We start from the raw sequence: 21899 nt of genomic DNA on the forward strand, positions 1-21899 counted from the left end.
ACGCCTCCTTCATGCCAAGTGGTTTATCCCTTCAGTGTTCCATCCGCCAGACCTGCAAAAATTTGTTTCTGGAATATAAAGATCACGGCGAGCATCGGCAGAACGCTGATAACCGAGCCTGACATAATCAGGTTGTATGGCGTGCGGACCCCGGACTGGAGCGCGCGGATCGCTACGGCAATGGTCAGATTATTCTCGCTGCGGAGAATGACCGTCGGCCACAGGAAGTTGTTCCATTCCTCCACGAAAAAGATAATGCCGAGACTCGCAAATGCCGGAATCAAAATTGGAGCCACAATCCGGAAGTAAATCCGGTTCTCCGAGCAGCCGTCCATACGTGCCGCTTCGAGCAGTTCGTTCTCCACGGACATGCAGTACTGCCTCATGTAAAAGATGCCGAAGGCGCTGGTCAGTCTCGGTAATATCACACCCCACAGATGGTCGATCAGACCAAGATCACGGTAAATGACAAACAGCGGCACCAGGCTCGACTCCATCGGAATCATAAGCGAAGCCAGCACCAGCCCGAACAGCAGGCCCTTGCCGCGAAAACGGTACTTGGCAAAAGCAAACCCGGCCAGCGAGCAGAAAAACAACGCACCCACCGTTCCTGTCACGGCCGTGAACAGGCTGTTCAAAATGACGGCTCCAAAGTGACGCTCCGTAAACAGCTGTGTAAAGTTCTCCCAATGCAGCGTGTGTGGTATCCAAATCGGCGGATTGGCGAAAATTTGGCTTTTGTCCTTGAGCGAGGAGCTCAGCATCCAGATGAACGGAAACATAAACACGGCGGCCAAAATCAGAAATACCAGCAGCATGACGATGGATAATGTTTTATGTTGTTTTTTCATTCCTGCCCACCGCCTAATCGTTTTCCCGGAACAGCCGCAGCTGCAGCAGGGAAAGAATCATCATCACCATGAAGAAAAAGATCGAAATCGTTGAAGCATAACCCATATTGAGGTTCTGGAAGCTTTCTTTATAGATCAGCACCACCGGGGTGGTTGTAGACAGGTTGGGTCCGCCTTTGGTCAAAATGAACGGCTCCGTAAACAGCGAGAACGTCCCAAGCGTTGACAGCACGGTACAAAAGGCCAGCAGCCTTTTCATCAGGGGCAGGGTAATGTACCAGAATGACTTGATGCCGCTGGCTCCGTCCACCTCGGCGGCTTCATACAGCGATCTCGAAATACTCTGCATGCCGCCCAGCAGCAGAATCATGTTGTATCCGGTCCACCGGAAAATAACAAGCAGCGACACCGAGATCCTGGCCCACCACGGCGTTTCCAGGAATGGAATCGGTTCATGGATGAACCCCGCGTTCATCAGCACTTGATTCAAAATGCCTGTCGAGTTAAAAATCAATAGAAACACAAACGAAATGGCAACAACGGAGGTAATGTTCGGTATGAAAAACACCGTACGGAAAAATCCGGTCCACTTCATCCAGCTGCTGCTGAGGCAGGAGGCGAAGATGAGTGCAAGCAACAACATCACTGGTACGTACAGCAGAAAAATAAAAATGCTGTTGAGCAGTGACTGCCAGAATTCCCGGTTCGTCAGCAGGGTCTTATAGTTGGCGAGCCCGACGAACGTTTTGACTTCCTCGCCATGCCAGTTCGTAAAGCTCAAATAAATGGAGAATACAAAAGGTAAAAACACAAATACCATAAAGAGTATGAAAAACGGGGCGATAAACCGGTACGGTGCCGTTTTAAACTGCCATCTCCAATAGAAATTTTGCATCGGATCTCCTCCAGGAAAGCGAAGTCCCGCACCCTGGTAACGGCTTAAGGCCGTTATTTCAAGGCGCGGACAGCTTCTGTATCTTTAAGCGGGCTGACTCATGTTTGTCTATTTGCGTCCTGTCTTCTGCCGCAGCTCGTCAGCCGCTTTTTTGAACACGCTTTCAACGGATTTGTTATCCAGGAATATTTCGGCGAAGGCATTCGTAATCAGTTCGTTACCAAGCGGATAATCCTTGGTGTACGTGATCGGCGCCACATTTTTCACGGCATCAATGTACAGGGTACGGATGGGCTGGTCGTTAAAATAAGGAACCTTTTCTTTAAATGCGTCGTCATTATAGGTCGTTTCGAGGGATGGGAACAATCCGCCTTCCTTCATCATTTTCAGCTGCGATTCTTCCTTGCCGAGCATGAATTCAATAAATTCCCACGCCTCTTCCGGATGCTTGGAGTTTTTGTTGATCGCCAGGCTGGCACCGCCGTCAATCGCACTGCTGTACTTGTCATCAGCGGACCATTTTGGCATTGGCACCACCGACCATTTGCCGCTGGCATCCGGATCAATCAGTGTCGGAAGCAATCCTTCGTACCAGGAGGCGCCAACGATGGTCGCTTCTTTATTTTGCTGGAAGGAGCTATACCAAGCGTCGCTCCAAGGCTTCACTTCGTATACATAGCCGTTTTTCACGAGGTCGACAAAATACTGCGCCGTCTTGATCACTTCAGGGTTATCCAGCTGGACCGAACCGTCCTTGCCAAACATCCACAGGTCACGCTGCCACAGCATCTGCTGGAAGAACACGCCGTCGGTCTGCGATTTCGATTCCGCCAGCATTGCAACGCCTGTCTTTTCCTTCAGCTGCTTCGCGAATTTCATATAGTCGTCCCAAGTTTTCAGCTCTGCGCTCACATCCTCAGGCTTGTAAGGAAGTCCTGCTTGCTTAAACAGATCGTTGCGGTAAAACATGACGACAGGGCCGCTGTCCCATGGCATCGCATAAACTTTGCCATCTTTTGTGGCATCTGCCCATTTGTAGGCGTTCATTTTATCTTTATAAGGAGCTACTTTGTCCGAAATATCCAACAAACCGCCGGTTTCAATCATCTGCGACAGGCGGAGTGATTCGAGATTCACCACATCCGGAAGCTGGTCGCCGGAGCTGGCAGCGATCAGGAAATTCTGATAGACATCTGACTGCGCAAGCACATGCAGATCGACATCAATGTTCGGATACTGCTTTTTAAATTCCGGCATATTCAGATCGATGACGTTTTTGGCATCTTCCCAAATCCAGACGGTGATTTTCGTCTTCCCGCCGGCCGTATCCCCCGCCGCCTTACTGTCGCCTGATTTGCCAGAGCATCCGGACAAAACGAGCGTAAGCATGAGAACCGTGCATAATACAGCCGCTGACATGCGTTTCATTGCGTTCAAGCTGCCTTCCTCCTTTGTGTGAAACCTAAGAATTTTCCCAAGTATAACAACAATGAAAGCGTTTCATAACGGAATTTTGTCTTCATTTTACTGTCAATTTGTTCGGTTCTCAGGGAAAGACTCCGGCAATTGCGAGCGTGAACCGCCTTCTGTTTTGGGCCATCTTATCGTGATTTTTGTTCCTTTACCGACGCTGGACTGAATGCGCATGCCATACATTTCGCCGAAGTGCAGCTTGAATTTCTGGTCCACATTGTAGCAGCCGAGACCACCTTTTCCGAGCCGCGCAGGGGTTTGTTTGTCCAAGAGCAGCGTTTCGAGCCTTTCCGGTTCGATGCCCGCTCCGTCATCCTCAAGCGTCAGGACCAGTTCCGTCCCCTCTACCTCCACCTCGATGCGAATGTTGCCTTCCCCGTCCTCAAAGCCGTGAAAAAACGTATTTTCAAGCAGCGGCTGCAGCGTCATCCGCGGAATCAGGCAGGAGCCCAGTGCCGGATCACTTTCCATGCTGTACCGGAATGCCTCGCCGTAGCGCACCTCCTGTATTTTCAAATAATATCCAACGGTTTGAAGTTCCTTCTCCAGCGGAATCAGTTCCTCGGTGATCACCAGATTGCCTTCCAGCACCTTGATAAGGTAGTGAATCATATTTTGGATTTCCGCATCGCTTTTCAGCTTCGCCTGCCACTGGATCATGTTGAGCGTATTCAGGAGCAAATGCGGGTTGATCTGGTAGTGGAAGGCCTGCAGCTGGGCCTCTTTCTTAAGCTGTTCCTTATGCTGCACCTCCTGAATGAGAAAACGGATCTGCTCCACCATCTTGTTGAAGCTTGCCCCAAGCCGTCCCAACTCGTCCTCCGTGTCCATATCGATGCGTGACTGGAGTTGCCCGATGCCGACCAGCTGCATTTTATTTTTCAGGGAAATGATCCGTCTTGTGATGCGGGAGGAGAACAAATACGAAATGAGCAGCACGAATACGAAGGCAAGACCAATCAATGCGATGGTAAAATAACGGATCATGATCGTGGAGCGGTACACCGGCTCATACAGCGTTCTGACCTCAATGCTCCACCCGCTGGATTCTATGCTCCGGTTCCATACGAGATCATCTTCCTCCGCCTTGACCATGTTCGGGCTTTGGTAGATCAGCCTGCCGTCCCGGTCGCAAATCGTGATAAAGGAATGCAGATTATTTTCCAAGGTATCGAACGCCTCGAGCAGCTTGGTGGCATCCATTTCAACGATAATCCGGCTGTTATGCAGGTAGCCGTATTGGCTTTGCACCGGAAATACCAAACCGATAACCTGCTTCGGAATATTCAAATTACGTGAAATGTAGTAATTGCTGTCATGAAGGCCCGTCCAGTACTCGCCGCGGTAGCTCTCGGGAATAGCCTGCCACCACGGCTGCTGCTTCAGTTCCTTCACGTCGATCTGAGGGGATCCGAAGTAAATATCCGTAGGTGTGATCAGGTAAATGCCCGAGGTCTCCTCCGTCTTATGAGCATCCAGAAAGCGGTTGAAATTTTTCTGGCTGACATAGCTGGCGTAGTCCTTGGGCTCTTCCGGATGCAGCGTACCGTTGATCGGGTCAAGCAGGTAGGAGTATATATAGCGTGTGGTGGATTTCATTTGCCGCGAATACGAATCAAGCTGCGACTGAAGCTGGGTAATGCTCGATTGTCCGTATTGGACCATCTGCGACTGGATTTCCTCCGTCGATTTCGAATATGACAAATACCCCAGAATCATCAAGGGCACGGCCGACGCGATAAAGAAAAACAAAAACAGCTTTGCGCGCAGATTGCGCTTGAAATACCAATAAGCCCTCTTCCAAATGGGTGCCCGTGCGTTCATGCGGCAGCATCCTTTCCCTTTTGTCGTTAGGCGTAAGTATTCTATGGGCGGATAGAAGTTCCTTGTGGACGGTGTACTGTAAATAAGTGGAATCGAATAATGGACGCAAAAAAAGGCAGAAGATAAACGGTTCGTTTACCCCTGCCTGCATGTGTTATGCTTCCGCCTTGGCGTAAGCTTGCGCTGCTGCATTCAAATAATATGCAAGTCCGGTCTGCTGTCCTTCCAGCATCTTCAGGTGAAAATCATCCTTCATGAAAAATGACGTCTGGGCCGCAAAATCCGCTGCCGATACCCGGTGTCCATGATCGTTCATAAACGCAATATGGCCGCGAATCAGCTCCTGCAGCCGGGAATCATTGTGCATGACTCCTCCTTGCAGGGAGGAAATCATTTCCTTCATAAAGATGGCAGCCTCCGCGGCCTGCTCATTCATGCCCTGCACATCGATGGGCTCCGCTTCAAGCTCTACCCCATATTGCTCCCGGAGGTAATCACTTTGTTCCTGCAGCGCTTCGCGCCATGCTTCTTCATCCTCAAATCCGATAAACAGCTCAGCCTGCGTTAGCGGCTCTCCACTTTCCAGGCTGGCCTTTGTTTTCCTCAGCGTATTCATGATCTTGTCCAATCTCTCCCGGCGCTGCTTCAGAAGACTCTCCTGCTCTTCCAAAATCGCTGCCCGGTCCTTTTCTTGATCAAGCAGCTGACCAATTTGCTCCAGTGAGAAATCCAGCTCGCGGTAAAACAGTATCGTCTGCAGGCGCTCAAGTTCTTTCGTTCCGTACAGACGGTAACCCGCCTCGCTGACTTCAGCCGGCTGGAGCAGACCGATTTTGTGATAATGATGCAGCGTCTTGACCGTCACCTTGGAGAGGTCGGATACTTCTTTGACTGTGAATAGCATAATATGCTTCACTCCCTTCTGACTGCAGTCTAAAGCCTCCCCTAAGAGGAGAGTCAAGGGGGGAACAGGCATGAAAATCTACTTTATTATAATAGCAAAACACCCCGCTCCAAATAAGCGGGGTGTTTCTGTAGATGTTAATTCCCTACCATTTCACCGTAGCTGCCGCCCCGTCAGGCAGCGTTAATGCAATGAACCCTTTTCCCGTATCAATCTCTACGGCCTGTTCTTGTTCCGTACGATTGGACAGAATCAGAACCGTCGAGCCATCCGGATTCAGGAAAGCGGTGCTTTCCAGCTCATCACGGTAGGTTGTCGATTCGATCCGATATGCGCCCGGTACGACGAACTTACTGATATGACCCATCGTGTAGTAATCGAGCTCATATTTCACGGCTCCGCTCTCCTGGTTGATCTGCACCAGTCCGCGGCAGGTGCTGTTCGTTAATACCGTCGGACCGTTATGCTCATCAAGCGCGAGATTCCACCATATCACGGACTTGGACCAATTGCGGGTCGTGCGAACGACATGCTTCATCTGGTCAAGAAACGCGGTGCGGAACGGTGGAATCCAGCTGCCGCCGGATGCCTCGGTGAACCAGGCCCCCTTATCCGGATACGCCTCCCTTACCTGCGTCATCGCCTCATGCTCGCCGCCGTATACATGCCAGGCGACCCCGGCGACATAACGGGCAGCTTCAGGATCAGACAGAATGCCCAGCGGATGCTGCGGCATGTCCCAGTTATGATCATAGCAGAGGATCTTGGCAGTAATGTCTGCTGCTTCAAACGCCGGTCCGAGATGATCGCGGATAAACTCCGCTTCCTCCTGCGGCGTCAGGATCATGCCAGGGTATTCCTTCGGCTCATAGCCAGGCTCATTTTGAATGGAAACGGCGTAGATCGGAATGCCTGCTCCTTCATACGCCTGCACGAATTTCACAAAATACTGTGCATACACGCTGTAGCACTCCGGCCGCAGCTTGCCTGTCACCATATGATCCGAGGACTTCATCCAGCCCGGCGGGCTCCAGGGTGAAGCCATTACCTTGATGGAAGGATTGATGCGCAGTGCTTCGAGTACGGCCGGAATGACGTACTCACGATCATGATCGATGCTGAAATGCTTCAGCTCGAAGTCCTCTTCGCCTTCCGGCATATCATCATAGCTAAAAATTTCGGTTGTGTAATCAGTCGCACCCATCGGCTGGCGCAGGAAGCTGATGCCGATGCCGTCCATCGGATCGAACAGCTTTTGCATAACTTCCTGCCTCGACTTTTCATCAAGCACATGATATATAAGATAAGCGGAAGCATCCGTAAAGGAAGCGCCAAATCCGTCCATCTCCTGAAAACGGGTATCCGGTTCCACTTGTATCCTTGTAACAGCCTGCTCTAATGAAGCTGTTTCCACCACAACCACTGGCTTCTGCGGCTGCAGTTCCTGCAGTTGGTCAATCGTGCTGAGCCATACTCCAGCATGCTGATTCATTGCTGCTCCTCCTTATCAATCAGGCAGCACTCATCCTGGCATGGGACGGATCGCTCACATTCACGATGAGCCTCTCTCTTTTTACCATTCCGCCCTCTGCCCGGAGCACTGCCTGCGCTGATATTATTCAGGATCTTGTGAAATCCCTATTTCAAGCCTTTTTCATCCGCATATGCATTAACTTCCTTTTGTACATAAGCCAGCACTTCGTCCACACCGGCCGCCTTCAGTTTATTGCGGTAATTCTCGATTGCTTTATCCACATCGGGTACTAAGCCCATCATCAGCGGCATACCGAACTGCTGGTACACCTGGTTAACAGCCGCCAACTGGGATTTTACCGGCTGGTAGTCCATCAGAATGGGGGAGAAAATCTCCGGCTTGCTCTCCGCCTTAAACTCAGCGATCAGCTCATCCTCGCCTGCCCAACGGGACGAAGACGGATGGTCGTTTTTGGAGTATCTCCAGCCCCAGCTTGCGATGCTGTAGCCTTTTTTCGGATCTTTGCCTGCTGGAGGAGAAGTGATTTCGCCCTTGTCATCCAGGGTATAATTTTCGCCTTCGATACCATACGTCATCAGGTTGTAGTATTTCGGATCATTGCGGAGTTTCTCCAGCACCATCAAGGAACGTTCCGGATTCTCCGAATTTTTCGGAATAGCCATGCCGTTGTTGATGCCAAGGTTAGGTACCGCGTAATTATGGAAGCGAGTGAACGGGAAATAACCCATCTTCTTGATTTGCTTATAGTTTTTCTCAATATCAGAGATAAAGCCGGATGCACCAGGAGCATTACGCCAGTAAACCGCACCGGTTCCTGTTTTGATAAAATCACCGGATTCCTGCTGAATCGAAAGCGTATTGGACGTCCAGAACCCTTTGTCCGCCCAAGTCTTCATGCGCTTAGCCCACTCTTCGAACTCCGTTGTGAACGGATAGGCCACCACATCGCGAGGTGTATCATAAGATTTGGCCACGATGACGCCGCTGTCGCCGCCGATATTTTTAAAATCATAATAGCTGTGGAAAAGGGTATTCACTTCATTCCATGCCTTACCTTTAATCGGCGTCACTTTCTTGACGGTTTTCACAGCCTCCAAGTATTTCTCGATCGAGTCGAGGTCGGTAATCTCTGGGACATTCAGCTCTTCTCTCCAGTCCTCACGGTACACCAGACCGTCCGGCGTGTATTCAGGATATGTGCTAGGCACAGCGAGGATTTTGCCACCTACCGTCACATCCTTCCAGTCCTGCTCCGGTACTTCCTTCCAGGTCTCTGGCGCATACTTTGGCAGCAGTTCCGTCAGGTCCAGGAAAGCGCCCTGCTTAGAGTATTTGAAAAAGTCGGCCCAGGATGACGCGAACAGCATATCCACCTTTTCACCCGAAGCGAGCAGCAGGTTGTATTTGGTCTGCCAGTCGTTCCAGGTCGTGAAGTTCAGCTTGACTGTCGTATTGAGGTCTTTTTCCAGCATTTTGTTCCACTCGGCCACGACCTTCGGCGTATCGGCATGGGCATCGCCCAGCAGGTACCAGTTCAGCACAACCTTTTTGGATGTGTCCGGCTTGCCGTCATCTGTTGTCGCCTTGGTTTCCTTTGAGGATGAATCCGCGGTCTTGCCTTCTTCCGAGCTTCCGTTTCCGCTACCTCCACTGCCGCACGCGGACAGCATCGCGGTCAGCATGGCCACCGTCATACAGATGGACAGCAGCTTGAACAACCTCTTTTTCATGAGTTACTCCCCCTGATTTTTGATTTTATGTGGATCATGGCATCCGGTTAAGACAGGCGCTTGTTACGACCTAGCCCTTCACGGCACCAATGGTAAGACCCTTGACGAAATAACGCTGTACAAACGGATAGAGAAAAATAATCGGACCGGTAACAACGATGGCCACGGCCATTTTGAGCGTTTCGGCAGGTGCCTTGAAGTCCGCACCCAGATTGCCGGCAATATTCGTCTTGAGCACTGCCGCACTCGCCAGGATTTTATACAGCAGAAACTGCAGCGGATACTTGGATTCGGTCGTGATGAAAATATTGGCGGAAAACCAGTCATTCCAGTACGCCAGCCCGAGAAACAGACCAATGGTAGCGAGTCCCGGTGTCGAGAGAGGCAAAATCAGCCGCCTGTAAATCGTAAATTCGCCGGCACCGTCGATTTTGGCCGACTCCACGATAGAGTCTGGAATCGATTTCATAAAGTTCTTCATGAGGATGATGTTCCATGCACTCAGAAGGGACGGAACCAACAGTGCCATATAACTGTCCTTCCAGTTCAGGTAGTTGACGATCATGATGTACCACGGAATCAGACCACCGCTGAACAGGGTTGTAAAATAGATGAAGAAAGCCAGCTTGTCGCGGTATTTGAAATCCTTGCGGGACAAAACGTATCCGGCCATGGATGTGAAAAAAAGTCCCAGTACCGTTCCCGCCAGAGTCAGTCCAATGGTTACTTCATAAGCTTTGAAAATTTGCATCGGGTTGCTGAATACCGCCTTGTAGGCATCAAAGGAAAAATGCTGCGGCACCAGCCGGAAACCATCCCTGATAATGTCGTCCTCCACCGAAAGCGAGCCGGAAATAATCAGCCAAAACGGCAGCAGGCACAGCAGTGTCAGGACCGAAATGACGATATAGCCTATAATGTTAAAAACGATGGTCGAGCGTTCAGCACGCATACATACGGCACCCCCATTCAAAATTTAGGCTTTTACAATCGAATGAACGATTAAAATAACGCATAATCCTTCTGCACCTTGCGCACGATCCAGTTAACAGTGACGACCAGAACGAATCCGAAGAAGGATTGGAACAATCCCGCCGCCGTCCCCATTCCGATATCAAAATTGATGGCAAGTGAGCGGTACACGTAAGTATCGATAATATCCGTGGCATCGTAGAGCATGCCGTTGTTGCCGACGATTTGCCAGAACAGATCAAACTGGCCTTTCAATATTCCACCCAGACTGAGCAGAATCAGCAGGATGAATGTCGGTCTGAGAAGCGGAAGCGTAATGTAGCGGATGCGCTTGAAAATATTCGCCCCGTCGATTTTGGCTGCCTCGTGGTACTCGTCGCTGATCCCCATAATGGCTGCCAGATAGATGACCGTTCCATAACCGAGACCCTTCCAGACGTTGAAGAATACGATGATGTATTTCCAAGGCGCGGTATGCAGGTAAAAGTCATACGGCTGGAGTCCCAGCTCGCGAAGCAGCGTGTTCACCGCACCGGTTTCAAAGTTGAAGAGATTGTATACGAAAGCGCCGATCAGAACGAAGGAAATAAAGAAAGGCAGGAACATAATCGATTGCGTCGCTTTTTTGAAATATTTCCCCGCCATCTCGCTCAGGAACACCGCACATACAAGCTGCAGGATGTTGCCGACGAATATAAAAGCCAAATTGTAGAGCACTGTATTTTTGGTGAGATTGTAAAGCGCGCCCGACTCGAACAGAAACTTGAAGTTCTGCAAGCCGACAAACGGGCTTCCGAACAATCCGCCATCGAAGCTGAAGTTCGTAAACGCATAATAGATGCCCACCATTGGAATGTAGCTGAAGACTATGAAGAACAGCAGCGCTGGCAAAATCATAAGAAACAATACTTTGTTTTTGACCAGCTCATTGAAAAACACCCGCATTTGGCTTCACCCCGGTTCGTAAAATAAAGTTGAAATTTCAAATAGGTGGATTCAGTAACCATCTTGTGATGTAATCGATTTCATTTATCTCAATAAATGTTGTAAATGTTCACCTCTTTCAGTCTCAAAGTCTTTATTTACACATAAAATGAAATCGATTTCTTTTGGATTCAAAATAAAAGCCTGCTCTTTTGTAGAAGATTAGGCTGGTATGACGGTTTTGCCGGATCAAAACTTAGATGCTTAGCAGATATTGTAATCGATTTCATTTTGAATTATAATTACGCAAGAAACATTTGTCAAACAAGGATTTTAAAAAAATTAAAAAAAATAAATTAAAGTAGGTTGAAACATATGGATGCGAAAATCATCGACGTTGCCGCCAAGGCCGGCGTCTCCCCTGCCACCGTGTCTCGTGTGCTGAATCAGGCGAACGGCGTTACCTCCAAGACAAGAGATAAGGTCATGAAGGCTGTGGATGAACTGAACTATCACCCGAACGCCGCAGCCAAAAATCTGCGCCAGCAAAAAACGATGAATATCGGTGTCATCGCCCAGGATATTAACAACGCTTATTTTACGGAGATCATTAAAGGTATTGAAAATATGGCTTATGCCCAGAAATACAGGGTCTTTATTTGCGATGCTGAGAATCAGCCAGACAAGGAACGTGAATATGTCACGATGCTGATGGACCGTACCATGGACGGCATCATTATGATCACCCCGCAGCTTTCGGACGAGGATATTTGTGAAGTCGCGAACAAAGGCTATTTTATCGCCGTCATCGGACGCAATATTGAACATCCAAGGATCCCTTGCATTTACACGGACAACGTTAAATTTTCCCGCCAGGTCATGGAGCATCTGCTGGCTTGCGGTCACCGCGATATCGTATTCCTCAACGGCTACCCCGAGGCCATCGACAGCTATGAACGGCTTGAAGGGTATTTAAAGGCACTCAAGGACAACCAGATTCCGTTCCGTCCGGAGCTGGTGGAGAATGGTGATTTTAACGAAAACGGCGGATATGAAGCGATGAAGCGACTGTTTGACAAAAAAATCCCTTTTAGCGCCGTCTTCGCTGCCAACGATGAAATGGCGCTTGGCGTGTACCAGGCTTGTGCGGAACGGGGCATTTCCATCCCGGATCAGCTCGCCGTCGTCGGCGTCGACAATAACCGGATCAGCAAGTACGTCACACCTCCCTTAAGCACGGTCAATCAGCCGAAGTATACGATGGGCGCCATCATTGTCGAGAGACTTATCGACCAGATGAACGACAACCAGTACGAGGATAAACGGGTATTTGTCGTGGATTCCGAGCTGCTCGTCCGGGGTTCGTCCAATTTTTCAAGGAAGTAATTCAGAGGAAGCTGTTGATTAAATGAGCTGGGTTTATAGAAAAGCGCCCTTCGCCGTCATTAGCCGGAGGACGCTGCAAAGTTATGTCCATCTTTATTCATTGAGCAGGCTAGACCTTCTGAGGAAGAATACCTTTCCTCTCCAGCTCAGCCATTTGCTCCAGCAGCTTCATACCACTGAGCTGTGTGCTAAGCGAGACACGCCCAGCAGGAGCTGTTCTCCAGTCCGTCCCAAAGAGATGGCTGTGGCTGCTTCCCGCTTCCCATAAGCTATCTGCATTGCGGACCAGCAGTGCTGCTGCCGGCAGTCCCGGAGAGCCTACACATAAGCATAATTCAGACAGATAACGCACCAGAATGCCTTTGAAAAGACCGCCGTCACCATCCTCCTCATTAGGAAGCATACCATCAGGTCCGCTAAGCTCGGCCTCAACAGCCGCTGCCGTCCGGAGCGCATCCTCCAGGAAAACAGATTCCCCGGTTGCCCGATACAGCTCAACCCCTGCACCTATAAACACGCCTTGACAGTATGTGAACTTCCACCCCTTATCAAGGCTTCCATCACCGGTACGGTTTATTCCATCCCAGACGATGCCGCTCTCCGGATCAACCAAATGCTGCTTTTGCCAATCATAAATGCGCTGTGCCCACCCCAGATTTTGCTCTTTACCGGAGCATTGATACAGTCTTGCCGCCAAAATGACAGCCGGAGCATTCGCAGGAGTATTTTTATAATCCAGCTGCGATTTATGCCAGGCGATGCCTCCGCCCATATGATCATTCCAGCCTGTTTTGATATCCTCCCACAGCAAAAGAACCGTTTCCTTGTAAGCCTCATGTCCGGTCGCGTTGTAGGCACGAAGCCAGGCAATGGCCATCCATTCCATGTCATCATAAAGCTCATTCGGATACACGCCTCCGTTGCGCCGCAAAATGCCATCATGAAGCTCAGCGAGCGTTCTGGCATAAATCTCCCGCTTGGATCTGAGAAGTCCGTCCACCAGAACATCCACGGCATGCGCCATCCACCAATAATGGAAAATCGTATTGCATTCGCCATTCGGACAAGGTGTCTCTATGTTGTACATCGCAATCTCCGGGTTCCAAAAGTACTGCCGGAGTGCCTCTTGAGCTGCTTCCGCGCGATCAGACCACAGCATGTTCTCTCCTCCTCTTTCTCTAGACCAAATGTTTTATCGACCGAGTCCGTAAAAAAAAGAGGGCTGTTCCCCGTAATGGAAAACTACGATTGGAACAGCTCCTCTTTTATAGTTATTGAAGGATGCAGCTTCCTTACTTCGCTCCGTTCTGCCAAGCATGAATCAAGAAATCAGCATCTGTGTTCAAAACCGCTTTTGCACTGTCTTTGACGTTGCCGGCCATGGCTTTATTGTTTAAGTGCTTAATGAAATTTTGCAGATGTTTAACAGCTTGATCCTGCTTACCTCCGTCCAATTGATGCTGCGCCTGGTCCAGTGCGTTAGTCAGCTGTGAAATGAGTGGACCCTTTAATTCGCCAGAATCCGAAAAGCGCGCGGTCAGTTTCTTGAGGGAACCCAGGCTGGTCGATACATGAAATTGGTATGATTGCTGAGAAGGAGTTCCCGCCCCCGCATCAATAGTAACGGATACCGTCTTGTCACCTAATATGCCGGCCAAAGCGATATCAGTACTGTTATTCCGGGAATCAACCTTATACTCTTTTCCATCCAGGGTAAGTATGGCAGTTCCACCCGTGGACAAGCCGCCTCCCGCCAGGAAAGTGAGAACGGCATCATCGCTAAGAGAGTCACCATCCTTCAATGCACTTCCATTAACGGTCAGAGTAAAAGAAGGCTGATCCTTGCTCTCGATTGTGATTCCTTGAGATACATTACCTGATGTATCTACGGATTTGAACAGGATGGAATAATCTTTACCCTGCTCGATTCCGGGGAGAACCGCCGTTTGAATGCCGCGGTTCACCTCAATCATGTCACCGATCTGTTGTCCATTACTGGAAAGAGTGATTTGCACCTTCTGACCATCGATATCGTATGGTCCATCCCAAGTAAGGGTCAGTTTGTCATTTCCGCGAGTAATCCGGACATTCTCCACGTCTCTCGGCGGAACCTGGTCCTTTGGAGGTTCAACCGGTATAGTTGGTGCCGTGAATACAGACGGATCGCCGAAGGTGAATTTATCTACATTAAACAAATAGTCCGTCCCTTTAAATAACATAAACACGATGTGATTTCCGGTGACTGGAGCCGTAATATCCGTAGAGAACACCTTGAAATTTTGCCAGCCTCCGGTTCCCGTAATGGTATTGCTTGCAATCACGGGACCGTTCATGCTGTCGATTCTGACCTCGATCGTTCCTCCGCTGGTGTCACTTGCTGCGTTGACATGGAACTTGGACGGGCTTGTGCTTCCGAAGTCAATATAGTTGTACATGACATAAGGGTTGTTCTTTCCGGAAATTCCTGCAAGATAGGTCTGGCCGCCGCCCGATTCCGTACCGAAGCCCACGCCGCTCGAGTTATCTTCGGATTCCAGCTTTGCATAAGCATCTCTGGCTTTGCCCTTCATGGTTGTAAACGTGAACCAATCCAAATTACAAGGATAGTCACTGCCATTTGCGCCATGGAAAATCAGATACACATCATGCACGCCTACAGCTGCTTTGTCATCGATATTGGCCACGATGTCTACCCATTTATCCCAGCTGTCCAGCGCCGGAATGTCGACAACGCCTGCGGTAGGCCCATTCAAAGAATCCAGTTTGACTTCGATCGTGCCGCCCTGGCTGCCGCTGGAAGCATGCACGGTAAGACCGGCCGCACCTGATCCAAAATCAATGCCTTTGTAAGAGGCATAGGCATTGTTATGAATTCCATCCAGGAATCCTCCCTCCGCATTTTTACCCAGCCCTTCGCTGCTGTCATAATTTCCAGCCTTCAGCTTGGCATAGGCATCGGTGTGGGAAGGATCGCCCGTGGTGAATTTAAACCAGTTCAGATTAAACAGGTATTGGTCGTTCGTCTTGGTGAAGACGAGATAGACATCATGGTTGCCTGTAATCATGCTTGGATTTCCCTGATCATCCTTCAGCAGGGTCACGGCATCGATATAATTATTCCATCCGCCGGTTCCTTCCACGTTCAGGGTTCCCGCTTTAGGTCCGTCCAAGGAATCGAGCCGGATTTCAATGTTTCCTCCGCCTGTTGCACTGGCGGCTCTCGCAATAAAGCCCTTAGCGCCTGTGGAACCAAAATCCACATTTTTATACGCGGCGTAGTATCCGGACTGAATTCCGCCCAGCTGCAGAGAGCCTTCCAGCGCGCCCTCCAATCCAAATCCCTTGCCGATGTTATAGTGTTCAGCTTCTATTTTTTTGTAGGGATCTTTGACTGCGAAATGCAGGTCGGCTTCCTGCGGTTTGATCACCGTCAAAGCTTCGACAGCCGCAGCTGAGGACCAGGATTCGTATGTCCCGGACAGAAGCTGTCCTGCCCAGTTACCATCGATAATATTGTCCGTGTTCCGGTGGCTCCAAGCCATTTCCGTATTGAACGCAACCCATCCGTCAAACACGCTTCCAAATTCCGTATATTTGCTTTCGGTTCGCTCACCCAGCGCCTGTTGGAGAATGGCGAGATTCCGCATTAAAATCGTTTTACCACCTTTTAAATCACCGTTAGGGCCTTCATAGTTCAGCAAACCGTTCGCGTCCACCAATTTGTTTTTGGTGAAGTTTGCGGCTTTGACTGCATCGTCGAGATATACCGTATCCCCCGTTATCCGATACAATCCGACGGCCGCGCCGATATATGTACCCTGATTGTAATGCGTGGCGTCCGGGATCGCGCCTTTCTCGGTCTCAATCCGGTCGAATACTTTGCCGTTGCCGTCGGTCAGCATCGTTTTGCCCCATTTGAATATGCGGGTGGCCACATCCAGGTAATGCTGATCCTTGGTGATGTTATACATATACACCGCCGCCTCGGCAGCCGGGAAGTTGATGCAGGCATTTTTGGTGTTATGCTCGCTGTTCAGCCACCAGATTCCGCCATTCGCAAAACTGTCATCCCACTGCGTGTCGTAAACGAAATCGAAATGATGTTTGGCCGCATCGAGATACTTGGACTCCCCGGTAATTTGATAGGCCCGTGCGCTTCCCATCGCCCACCACATGATATCATCATTAAATGGGTTATTGGTCCAGTCTGCGCCGTACTTGGCCACGATCCCGTCGAAAATATCGTCGATCTGAGCCCGAAGCTGTGCCTTTAGATCAGGATCGGAGGTATGCTGATAGGCATCCATCACCATTTCCCACAGCTCGGCTTCTACCCAGAAGCCTTGATGATCGCTATGGCTTGAGTTGTTCCAGAAAATCTTGGCTGCCGGATCCCAGAACGTATTGTTAAATGCTCTTATGGCGGTGTCGGCATCCGTTGAGGTAAAAGCATAGGTCGTCGGTGTTCCCCATGCGGATACAGAGCCACATGTTAGCACCACGGCCAAAGGGACGGCGAAAAGCTTGGAAATACGGCTTTTATTCAATCTCATATAAGTGTCCTCCTTTATGTGTAAACTTGAAGCCGACCTCCGGGAATTTTCGATCGGCTTCATATTTTACTGGCTGGAGCTTACTTTGCTTCCGAGATGACCTTATTGATTTTGTCCGCCATCGTGTTCAGCTCGGTTACAGGCGCTTTGCCCATCAGAATGTTTTTCCAGGAGGCTTCGATAAATGGATTGGCTTTACCCGCCCAAGACGATAAGAAGCGAACTGGCAGCGTGCTTGGGGACTTCAGAATATGGTCGATGCCTTCGCCGATTTCGGCATGTCCGGCGGCTTTCAGGGCATCAAAGTAGGCGGTTGAGGATGCTTGATATGCGGCAGGTGCCACTGGAGTTTTAGGCAGGACTTCCTCGTACATTTTGGAATCCAGATACTTAAGCACTTTCCAGACGGCTTCCGGATTTTCAACTGTTGTCGGGCTGCACCAGCCTACGGCATCATAGATTTCGGTCTGGCTGCTCCCCGTTGGCATCGGCACAAAGCCCCACTCCAATTCTTTGGGAGCCGTGCGAATCAAATCATCCGCCACCCATTGTCCCTGAAGCGTCATCGGAACTTTGCCCTGCTTGAATGAGCTCATGACATTCGTTAAATCGAAGGTAGGCGGGTTCATGGAACCGTCTGCAATAGCCGTTTTGTATTTTTCCACGCCTTCCACGAAACGGTCGCTGATTTCCACTTTCGTTGGATTAATGATGGCGTCCGCGAACGGAGCCCCGCCGGCGGATACCGAATAAAGAGAGGCATAGAACGGATCCAGCGGAGCGTAATAGCCGAACTGCTGCACACCGCCTTGTTTGCTCGACAGCTTCTGCATATCCGCGAAGAATTCGTCATAGGTCCAACCGATTTTCGGTTCTGTCAGACCGGCGTCTGTGAACGCCTTTTTATTGTAAAAGATGCCGTACGTATTCAAGAGACCCGGCAGACCGACCAATTTACCTTCGTAATGCCAGCTGTCCGCAACGCCTTTGTAGAAGCCGTCCATGAACTCTTTGTCCTTGGCTTCCATTGACGACCAATCATAGAGAAGTCCCTTGGAGGCATTATCCAGCAGCATGTCGTTGCCTGTCATAAAGATGTCGGGAGCCTTTTTGGCGGTTAGCATCCCGTTGATCTTGACGCCGTAATTGTCCAGGGGGGTAGGGATAAGTTTGATCTTGATGTCGGGATTCTCCTGTTCAAAATTTTTCATGGACGCCATGATCTTATCGTTCATTTCTGCCGATTCCCAGGTGATCAGCGTGACCTCAACCTGCTTTTTCGAAGATCCCGAATCAGATCCCGTTCCTGCTGAATCCGTCGTATCCGATTTATTGCCACCGCATGCGGACAGCAAGCTTGAAAATAGCAGTATCGCTACAATTCCGCTGGCCCATTTTTTGGAACCCTGTCTCATAGAAAGACCTCCCTAAAATAATTTAAAATAATGACGCCTGAGCAAGGTATGTCTTGGGGTTTCAGCAAATCCGGCAGGCACCACCCCCTATCCGGCAAAGGTTCTTACTTTAACGATGCGGAATTAATAGAGCCAAGCCCCTGCATAAAATACTTCTGTCCAAAGAAGAAGAGCAGCAGCATCGGAAGAATGTATATTAAATCCGCTGCCATGAACAGGTTCCAAGCGGTTGCATAGGTGCCCTTGTATGAGGCCATCGCCAGGGCCAAGGTCCATTTGCTCGGATCTATAATATAAATCAGGGGTTCCAAATATTGATTCCAGGCGCCTTGGAAGGAGAAAATCACCATGGTCATGATAACCGGCATGGTCATCGGCACCAGAACCTTGATCAGCACATAAAGGTCAGAGGCACCATCGATTTTGGCCGCTTCATCAAACGAAACGGAGATCGTTTTCAAATACTGCACATACAGAAATGAAAACGTGGCGTTCCCGAAAAAGGCAGGCACGATGATCGGCAGCCAGGTGTCGTACCATCCAAGATGGGTATAGAGATTAAAAAGAGGAATCATCCCGACAAATCCCGGAAGCATCAGGCTGCCGACAAACAGTGAGAACCACAGCTTCCGGCCCGGGAAGCTTAATCTTGCAAGCCCATATCCGACAAGCACCGAGCTGACAATTTGCCCGACCGTACATGTAATTGCGATAAACAATGAATTGCCAAAGGTTTGCCAAAAGTTGATTTCCTTCGTCCCGGTTACAAAATTGGACCAGTGAAGCTCTTTGGGGAACCATTCAGGAGGGATCTTGAATACGTCATTGTTGCCCTTTAGTGCAATCGTCACCATCCAGAGAAGGGGAAAAAGCATTGCGACCGCTCCAATGGTCAAGATGACCAGGCGGACGGTGTCCAGTATGTTAAAGCTCCGTCTCTGCTTAGCCCGAACTTCCGTATGCATCACCATGATGAATCTACCTCCTTATCTCGCATTGTCGCTTTCGTAATATACGAACCGGTTCGAATACCGGTAAGTCACGGCTGTGAAAATCATGATAATCACAAAGAGGACCCACACCTCAGCGATCGAATAACCAAACATTCTGCCATTGAAGGCATCACTGTAGATTTTGAAGTTGAGCAATGAGGTAGAGAAGTTCGGACCTCCGCCCGTCAACACTTGAACCTGATTGAATGCCTGGAAAGCACCGATAATGCCGAGGATGAGCTGTAAGAACAGGATGGGGGTAATCATGGGAATCGTAATATGCAGCGCCATACGCCATCTGACTGCCCCGTCGACTTCCGCCGCTTCATACAGTTCCTGCGGAACTGACTGTAATCCGCTCAAAAAGATAATGATGCCTGATCCGACCTGCCATAATCCGATCAACACAATCGATGGAAGGGCTGTCGTTTCGCTCGTCAGCCATGTGCCTTCAGGCAGCCCGAGCAGTCTAAGCAGGGAATTGGCCAGTCCGTATTGCGGTTGATAAATGAACAGCCACAAGGTGAGCGAAGCAATCGATGGTACCACGGTAGGCAAATAATAAATCGTACGGAACCATTTGATGCCCGGCAAACTTTTATTCAGCAGCATGGCTAATAATAGACCGAGGATCAGCGACAAGGGGACGCTCAAGAACACAAAGTAAAGTGTCGCCCGAACGGATGGCCAGAAGGCCGGATCCTCTGTGAACATGTATTTAAAGTTATCGAAGCCGACAAAACGGGGCGTATCGTATCCGCTCCATTCGGTTAAGGAGTAATAAATGGAAGATAACAGCGGATAGGCGACAAAGACACTGAAGCCGATGATTGAAGGCAATATAAACAGGTAACCTTTGGCCCAGCCGCGAAGCTTCTTATTGTTGACCATCATTTTTCACATACCTCCCTCATTCAATCTTCCTGACCCTTGAACCGAATCAGCCAATATGCGCTGCCGATTCAGAAGGAGCCCGTTACCGTTGTACCTGGATTCCGCAGTAATCCATGAGCAGCTCGCAAAACATCATATTAGCCCAGGAAAACCAGGGTCTGGTAAAATCCGCAGGATCATCAGCCCTGAAGCTCTCATGCATCAGTCCTGTGCCGGCATCCGTTTCGCTCATGACCTTCAGCAGACGCTCCTTTTCATCCGGTCGATCGTCCGTCAACCCCTGCATCGCAAGAGCAATATGCCAGACATACCCCTTGGGTGTATGCGGACTGCCAATCCCCTCTGCAGCACTTCCCTGGTAATAATAAGGATTGTGTTTACTCAAAATAAATCGCCGTGTGTTCTGATAAACAGCAGTATCTGCTCCTCTGTACCCCAGGTAGGAAATCGATAACAAGCTCGGCACGTTGGCGTCGTCCATGAGGTTGTAATGGCCGAGGCCATCCGTTTCGTAAGCATAAATCCTGCCGAATTCAGGATGCTCTACAATCCCAAACTGCTGAATGCCCTCGTCAATCTCCATAGCAAGCTTATTGGCTCTGCTGTATAGGGCTTCGTCCTGAAGCACCTCACGTGCGATTTCCTGAACATAACCCAGAACCACAACCGCAAACATATTGGATGGGACCAAGTAGCCGTAGTCACAGGCATCATCGCTCGGACGAAATCCCGACCATGTCATACCGGTATAAGCCGTCTCAGCGCCTTTCCCCTCCCGTATTAACGTATCGGTAGGAACGCAATTCTTTCGCTGAAACCGGTAGCTCGATTCTGTCTCATGCCGCTGCTCTGTAATCCAGAGATCCAAAATCATCTCAGCAGCCTCTTTAAATAATTCATCGAACTGCGAGGTTCGTCCGGTATTTTTCCAGAGCAGATAGCTGAGCTGCAGCGGATAGCAAAGGGAGTCAATCTCATATTTCCTTTCCCAGATCCATGGAGACATCTCCGTTTCATCATCCTGATGGCCATGGCCATTAGGTCCTTCATTGAAAGCGTTTGCATATGGGTCGTGTAAAATGGATCTCAGCTGTCTAGTTACCAAACCCTCGATGAGATCTGCTGTTTCCTCATCCTCTGCTGCCAGAACCAGAAAGGGCCTAACCTGTGCTGCCGAATCCCGAAGCCACATGGCGGGAATATCACCGGTAATGACGAAGGTCGTGCCGTCTGACATTCTCTTTAGTGTCGTTCCCCAGGTATTTCGGATAGCATTCCGGAAAATATTCAAAAGATGCGGCGCCTCAACCAGTCTTTCAGACATTCTATCGGACAAATGCCTCAAAGAGATCGGTTCTTGTCCCAATGATTCCATGTGTTGTTCCTCCCGTTTCTATGTAGATAAGAATCATGTATATCACATTCATATACCAGCTTTGTTACCGCTTGCATAGACACATTATAATTTCGCAACATTAACATGTCAATATGCTTTTTATAACATTTAAACATACCAATATAATATTTTAGGAAGGCTCGCCATCTTATCTCCATCACTGACTCCCGCGGATCGGCTTAGGAGGAAGGAATA

Annotated in this window: 16 protein-coding genes; 1 reads left to right on the top strand and 15 read right to left on the bottom strand. The window is 49.6% G+C overall.

Annotated elements, in window-relative coordinates; genetic code table 11:
• Positions 1-23 precede the first annotated feature (23 nt).
• From KJS65_RS17045 to KJS65_RS17085, 9 genes are all read right to left on the bottom strand, one after another.
• On the bottom strand, positions 24-851 hold the full coding sequence (locus tag KJS65_RS17045; RefSeq protein ID WP_213651084.1) for a carbohydrate ABC transporter permease: 828 nt from the start codon (positions 849-851) through the stop codon (positions 24-26).
• 13 nt (positions 852-864) lie between these two features.
• Positions 865-1746 (bottom strand): carbohydrate ABC transporter permease, encoded by an 882-nt coding sequence (locus KJS65_RS17050; RefSeq protein WP_213651085.1) that lies wholly within the window; start codon positions 1744-1746, stop codon positions 865-867.
• Between the two features lie 108 nt (positions 1747-1854).
• Entirely contained in the window at positions 1855-3174 is a 1320-nt protein-coding gene (locus tag KJS65_RS17055; protein WP_244864632.1) for an ABC transporter substrate-binding protein, read from the bottom strand.
• Positions 3175-3276: 102 nt separating this feature from the next.
• Positions 3277-5043, bottom strand: coding sequence for a cache domain-containing sensor histidine kinase (locus KJS65_RS17060; protein WP_244864605.1), 1767 nt, complete (start codon positions 5041-5043; stop codon positions 3277-3279).
• Positions 5044-5197: 154 nt separating this feature from the next.
• A complete protein-coding gene (locus KJS65_RS17065) occupies positions 5198-5947 on the bottom strand; it encodes a MerR family transcriptional regulator (protein WP_213651087.1) in 750 nt (249 codons plus the stop codon).
• Positions 5948-6092: 145 nt separating this feature from the next.
• Positions 6093-7439, bottom strand: a complete 1347-nt coding sequence (locus KJS65_RS17070; protein WP_213651088.1) for a glycoside hydrolase family 30 protein — start codon at positions 7437-7439, stop codon at positions 6093-6095.
• Positions 7440-7585: 146 nt separating this feature from the next.
• The gene (locus tag KJS65_RS17075; RefSeq protein ID WP_213651089.1) at positions 7586-9172 is read right to left on the bottom strand and encodes an extracellular solute-binding protein; all 1587 of its coding nucleotides are present in this window, start codon (positions 9170-9172) and stop codon (positions 7586-7588) included.
• 70 nt (positions 9173-9242) lie between these two features.
• Positions 9243-10124, bottom strand: a complete 882-nt coding sequence (locus KJS65_RS17080; protein WP_213651090.1) for a carbohydrate ABC transporter permease — start codon at positions 10122-10124, stop codon at positions 9243-9245.
• Positions 10125-10174: 50 nt separating this feature from the next.
• Positions 10175-11089: an ABC transporter permease gene (locus KJS65_RS17085; RefSeq protein WP_136607934.1), complete on the bottom strand. Its 915-nt coding sequence runs from the start codon at positions 11087-11089 to the stop codon at positions 10175-10177.
• A 354-nt stretch (positions 11090-11443) separates the two neighbouring features.
• Between KJS65_RS17085 and KJS65_RS17090 the strand changes: the two genes are divergently transcribed.
• The gene (locus tag KJS65_RS17090) at positions 11444-12454 is read left to right on the top strand and encodes a LacI family DNA-binding transcriptional regulator (RefSeq protein WP_213651091.1); all 1011 of its coding nucleotides are present in this window, start codon (positions 11444-11446) and stop codon (positions 12452-12454) included.
• Between the two features lie 109 nt (positions 12455-12563).
• On the opposite strand, the gene KJS65_RS17095 is transcribed toward KJS65_RS17090, so the two are convergent.
• From KJS65_RS17095 to KJS65_RS17120, 6 genes are all read right to left on the bottom strand, one after another.
• The gene (locus KJS65_RS17095) at positions 12564-13613 is read right to left on the bottom strand and encodes a glycoside hydrolase family 76 protein (protein WP_213651092.1); all 1050 of its coding nucleotides are present in this window, start codon (positions 13611-13613) and stop codon (positions 12564-12566) included.
• Positions 13614-13746: 133 nt separating this feature from the next.
• Positions 13747-17007: a carbohydrate-binding protein gene (locus KJS65_RS17100; protein ID WP_213651093.1), complete on the bottom strand. Its 3261-nt coding sequence runs from the start codon at positions 17005-17007 to the stop codon at positions 13747-13749.
• An 80-nt stretch (positions 17008-17087) separates the two neighbouring features.
• Positions 17088-18422, bottom strand: a complete 1335-nt coding sequence (locus KJS65_RS17105; RefSeq protein WP_213651094.1) for an ABC transporter substrate-binding protein — start codon at positions 18420-18422, stop codon at positions 17088-17090.
• Positions 18423-18526: 104 nt separating this feature from the next.
• Positions 18527-19393 carry a carbohydrate ABC transporter permease gene (locus tag KJS65_RS17110; protein ID WP_213651095.1) on the bottom strand — a complete coding sequence of 289 codons (867 nt, stop codon included), beginning with the start codon at positions 19391-19393 and terminating at the stop codon, positions 18527-18529.
• Positions 19394-19408: 15 nt separating this feature from the next.
• Positions 19409-20308 (bottom strand): carbohydrate ABC transporter permease, encoded by a 900-nt coding sequence (locus KJS65_RS17115; RefSeq protein WP_244864606.1) that lies wholly within the window; start codon positions 20306-20308, stop codon positions 19409-19411.
• Positions 20309-20390: 82 nt separating this feature from the next.
• Positions 20391-21683, bottom strand: coding sequence for a glycoside hydrolase family 125 protein (locus tag KJS65_RS17120; protein WP_213651096.1), 1293 nt, complete (start codon positions 21681-21683; stop codon positions 20391-20393).
• Positions 21684-21899: the final 216 nt, after the last annotated feature.

Source organism: Paenibacillus sp. J23TS9, assembly GCF_018403225.1.
GTDB lineage: Bacteria > Bacillota > Bacilli > Paenibacillales > Paenibacillaceae > Paenibacillus_AQ.

Coding starts and splice junctions, on each gene's coding strand:
- KJS65_RS17115 (WP_244864606.1), bottom strand. CDS start 20,308: ATGATGGTCAACAATAAGAAGCTTCGCGGCTGGGCCAAAGGTTACCTG.
- KJS65_RS17045 (WP_213651084.1), bottom strand. CDS start 851: ATGAAAAAACAACATAAAACATTATCCATCGTCATGCTGCTGGTATTT.
- KJS65_RS17065 (WP_213651087.1), bottom strand. CDS start 5,947: ATGCTATTCACAGTCAAAGAAGTATCCGACCTCTCCAAGGTGACGGTC.
- KJS65_RS17080 (WP_213651090.1), bottom strand. CDS start 10,124: ATGCGTGCTGAACGCTCGACCATCGTTTTTAACATTATAGGCTATATC.
- KJS65_RS17070 (WP_213651088.1), bottom strand. CDS start 7,439: ATGAATCAGCATGCTGGAGTATGGCTCAGCACGATTGACCAACTGCAG.
- KJS65_RS17100 (WP_213651093.1), bottom strand. CDS start 17,007: ATGAGATTGAATAAAAGCCGTATTTCCAAGCTTTTCGCCGTCCCTTTG.
- KJS65_RS17095 (WP_213651092.1), bottom strand. CDS start 13,613: ATGCTGTGGTCTGATCGCGCGGAAGCAGCTCAAGAGGCACTCCGGCAG.
- KJS65_RS17050 (WP_213651085.1), bottom strand. CDS start 1,746: ATGCAAAATTTCTATTGGAGATGGCAGTTTAAAACGGCACCGTACCGG.
- KJS65_RS17055 (WP_244864632.1), bottom strand. CDS start 3,174: ATGAAACGCATGTCAGCGGCTGTATTATGCACGGTTCTCATGCTTACG.
- KJS65_RS17075 (WP_213651089.1), bottom strand. CDS start 9,172: ATGAAAAAGAGGTTGTTCAAGCTGCTGTCCATCTGTATGACGGTGGCC.
- KJS65_RS17120 (WP_213651096.1), bottom strand. CDS start 21,683: ATGGAATCATTGGGACAAGAACCGATCTCTTTGAGGCATTTGTCCGAT.
- KJS65_RS17105 (WP_213651094.1), bottom strand. CDS start 18,422: ATGAGACAGGGTTCCAAAAAATGGGCCAGCGGAATTGTAGCGATACTG.
- KJS65_RS17060 (WP_244864605.1), bottom strand. CDS start 5,043: ATGAACGCACGGGCACCCATTTGGAAGAGGGCTTATTGGTATTTCAAG.
- KJS65_RS17110 (WP_213651095.1), bottom strand. CDS start 19,393: ATGGTGATGCATACGGAAGTTCGGGCTAAGCAGAGACGGAGCTTTAAC.
- KJS65_RS17085 (WP_136607934.1), bottom strand. CDS start 11,089: ATGCGGGTGTTTTTCAATGAGCTGGTCAAAAACAAAGTATTGTTTCTT.
- KJS65_RS17090 (WP_213651091.1), top strand. CDS start 11,444: ATGGATGCGAAAATCATCGACGTTGCCGCCAAGGCCGGCGTCTCCCCT.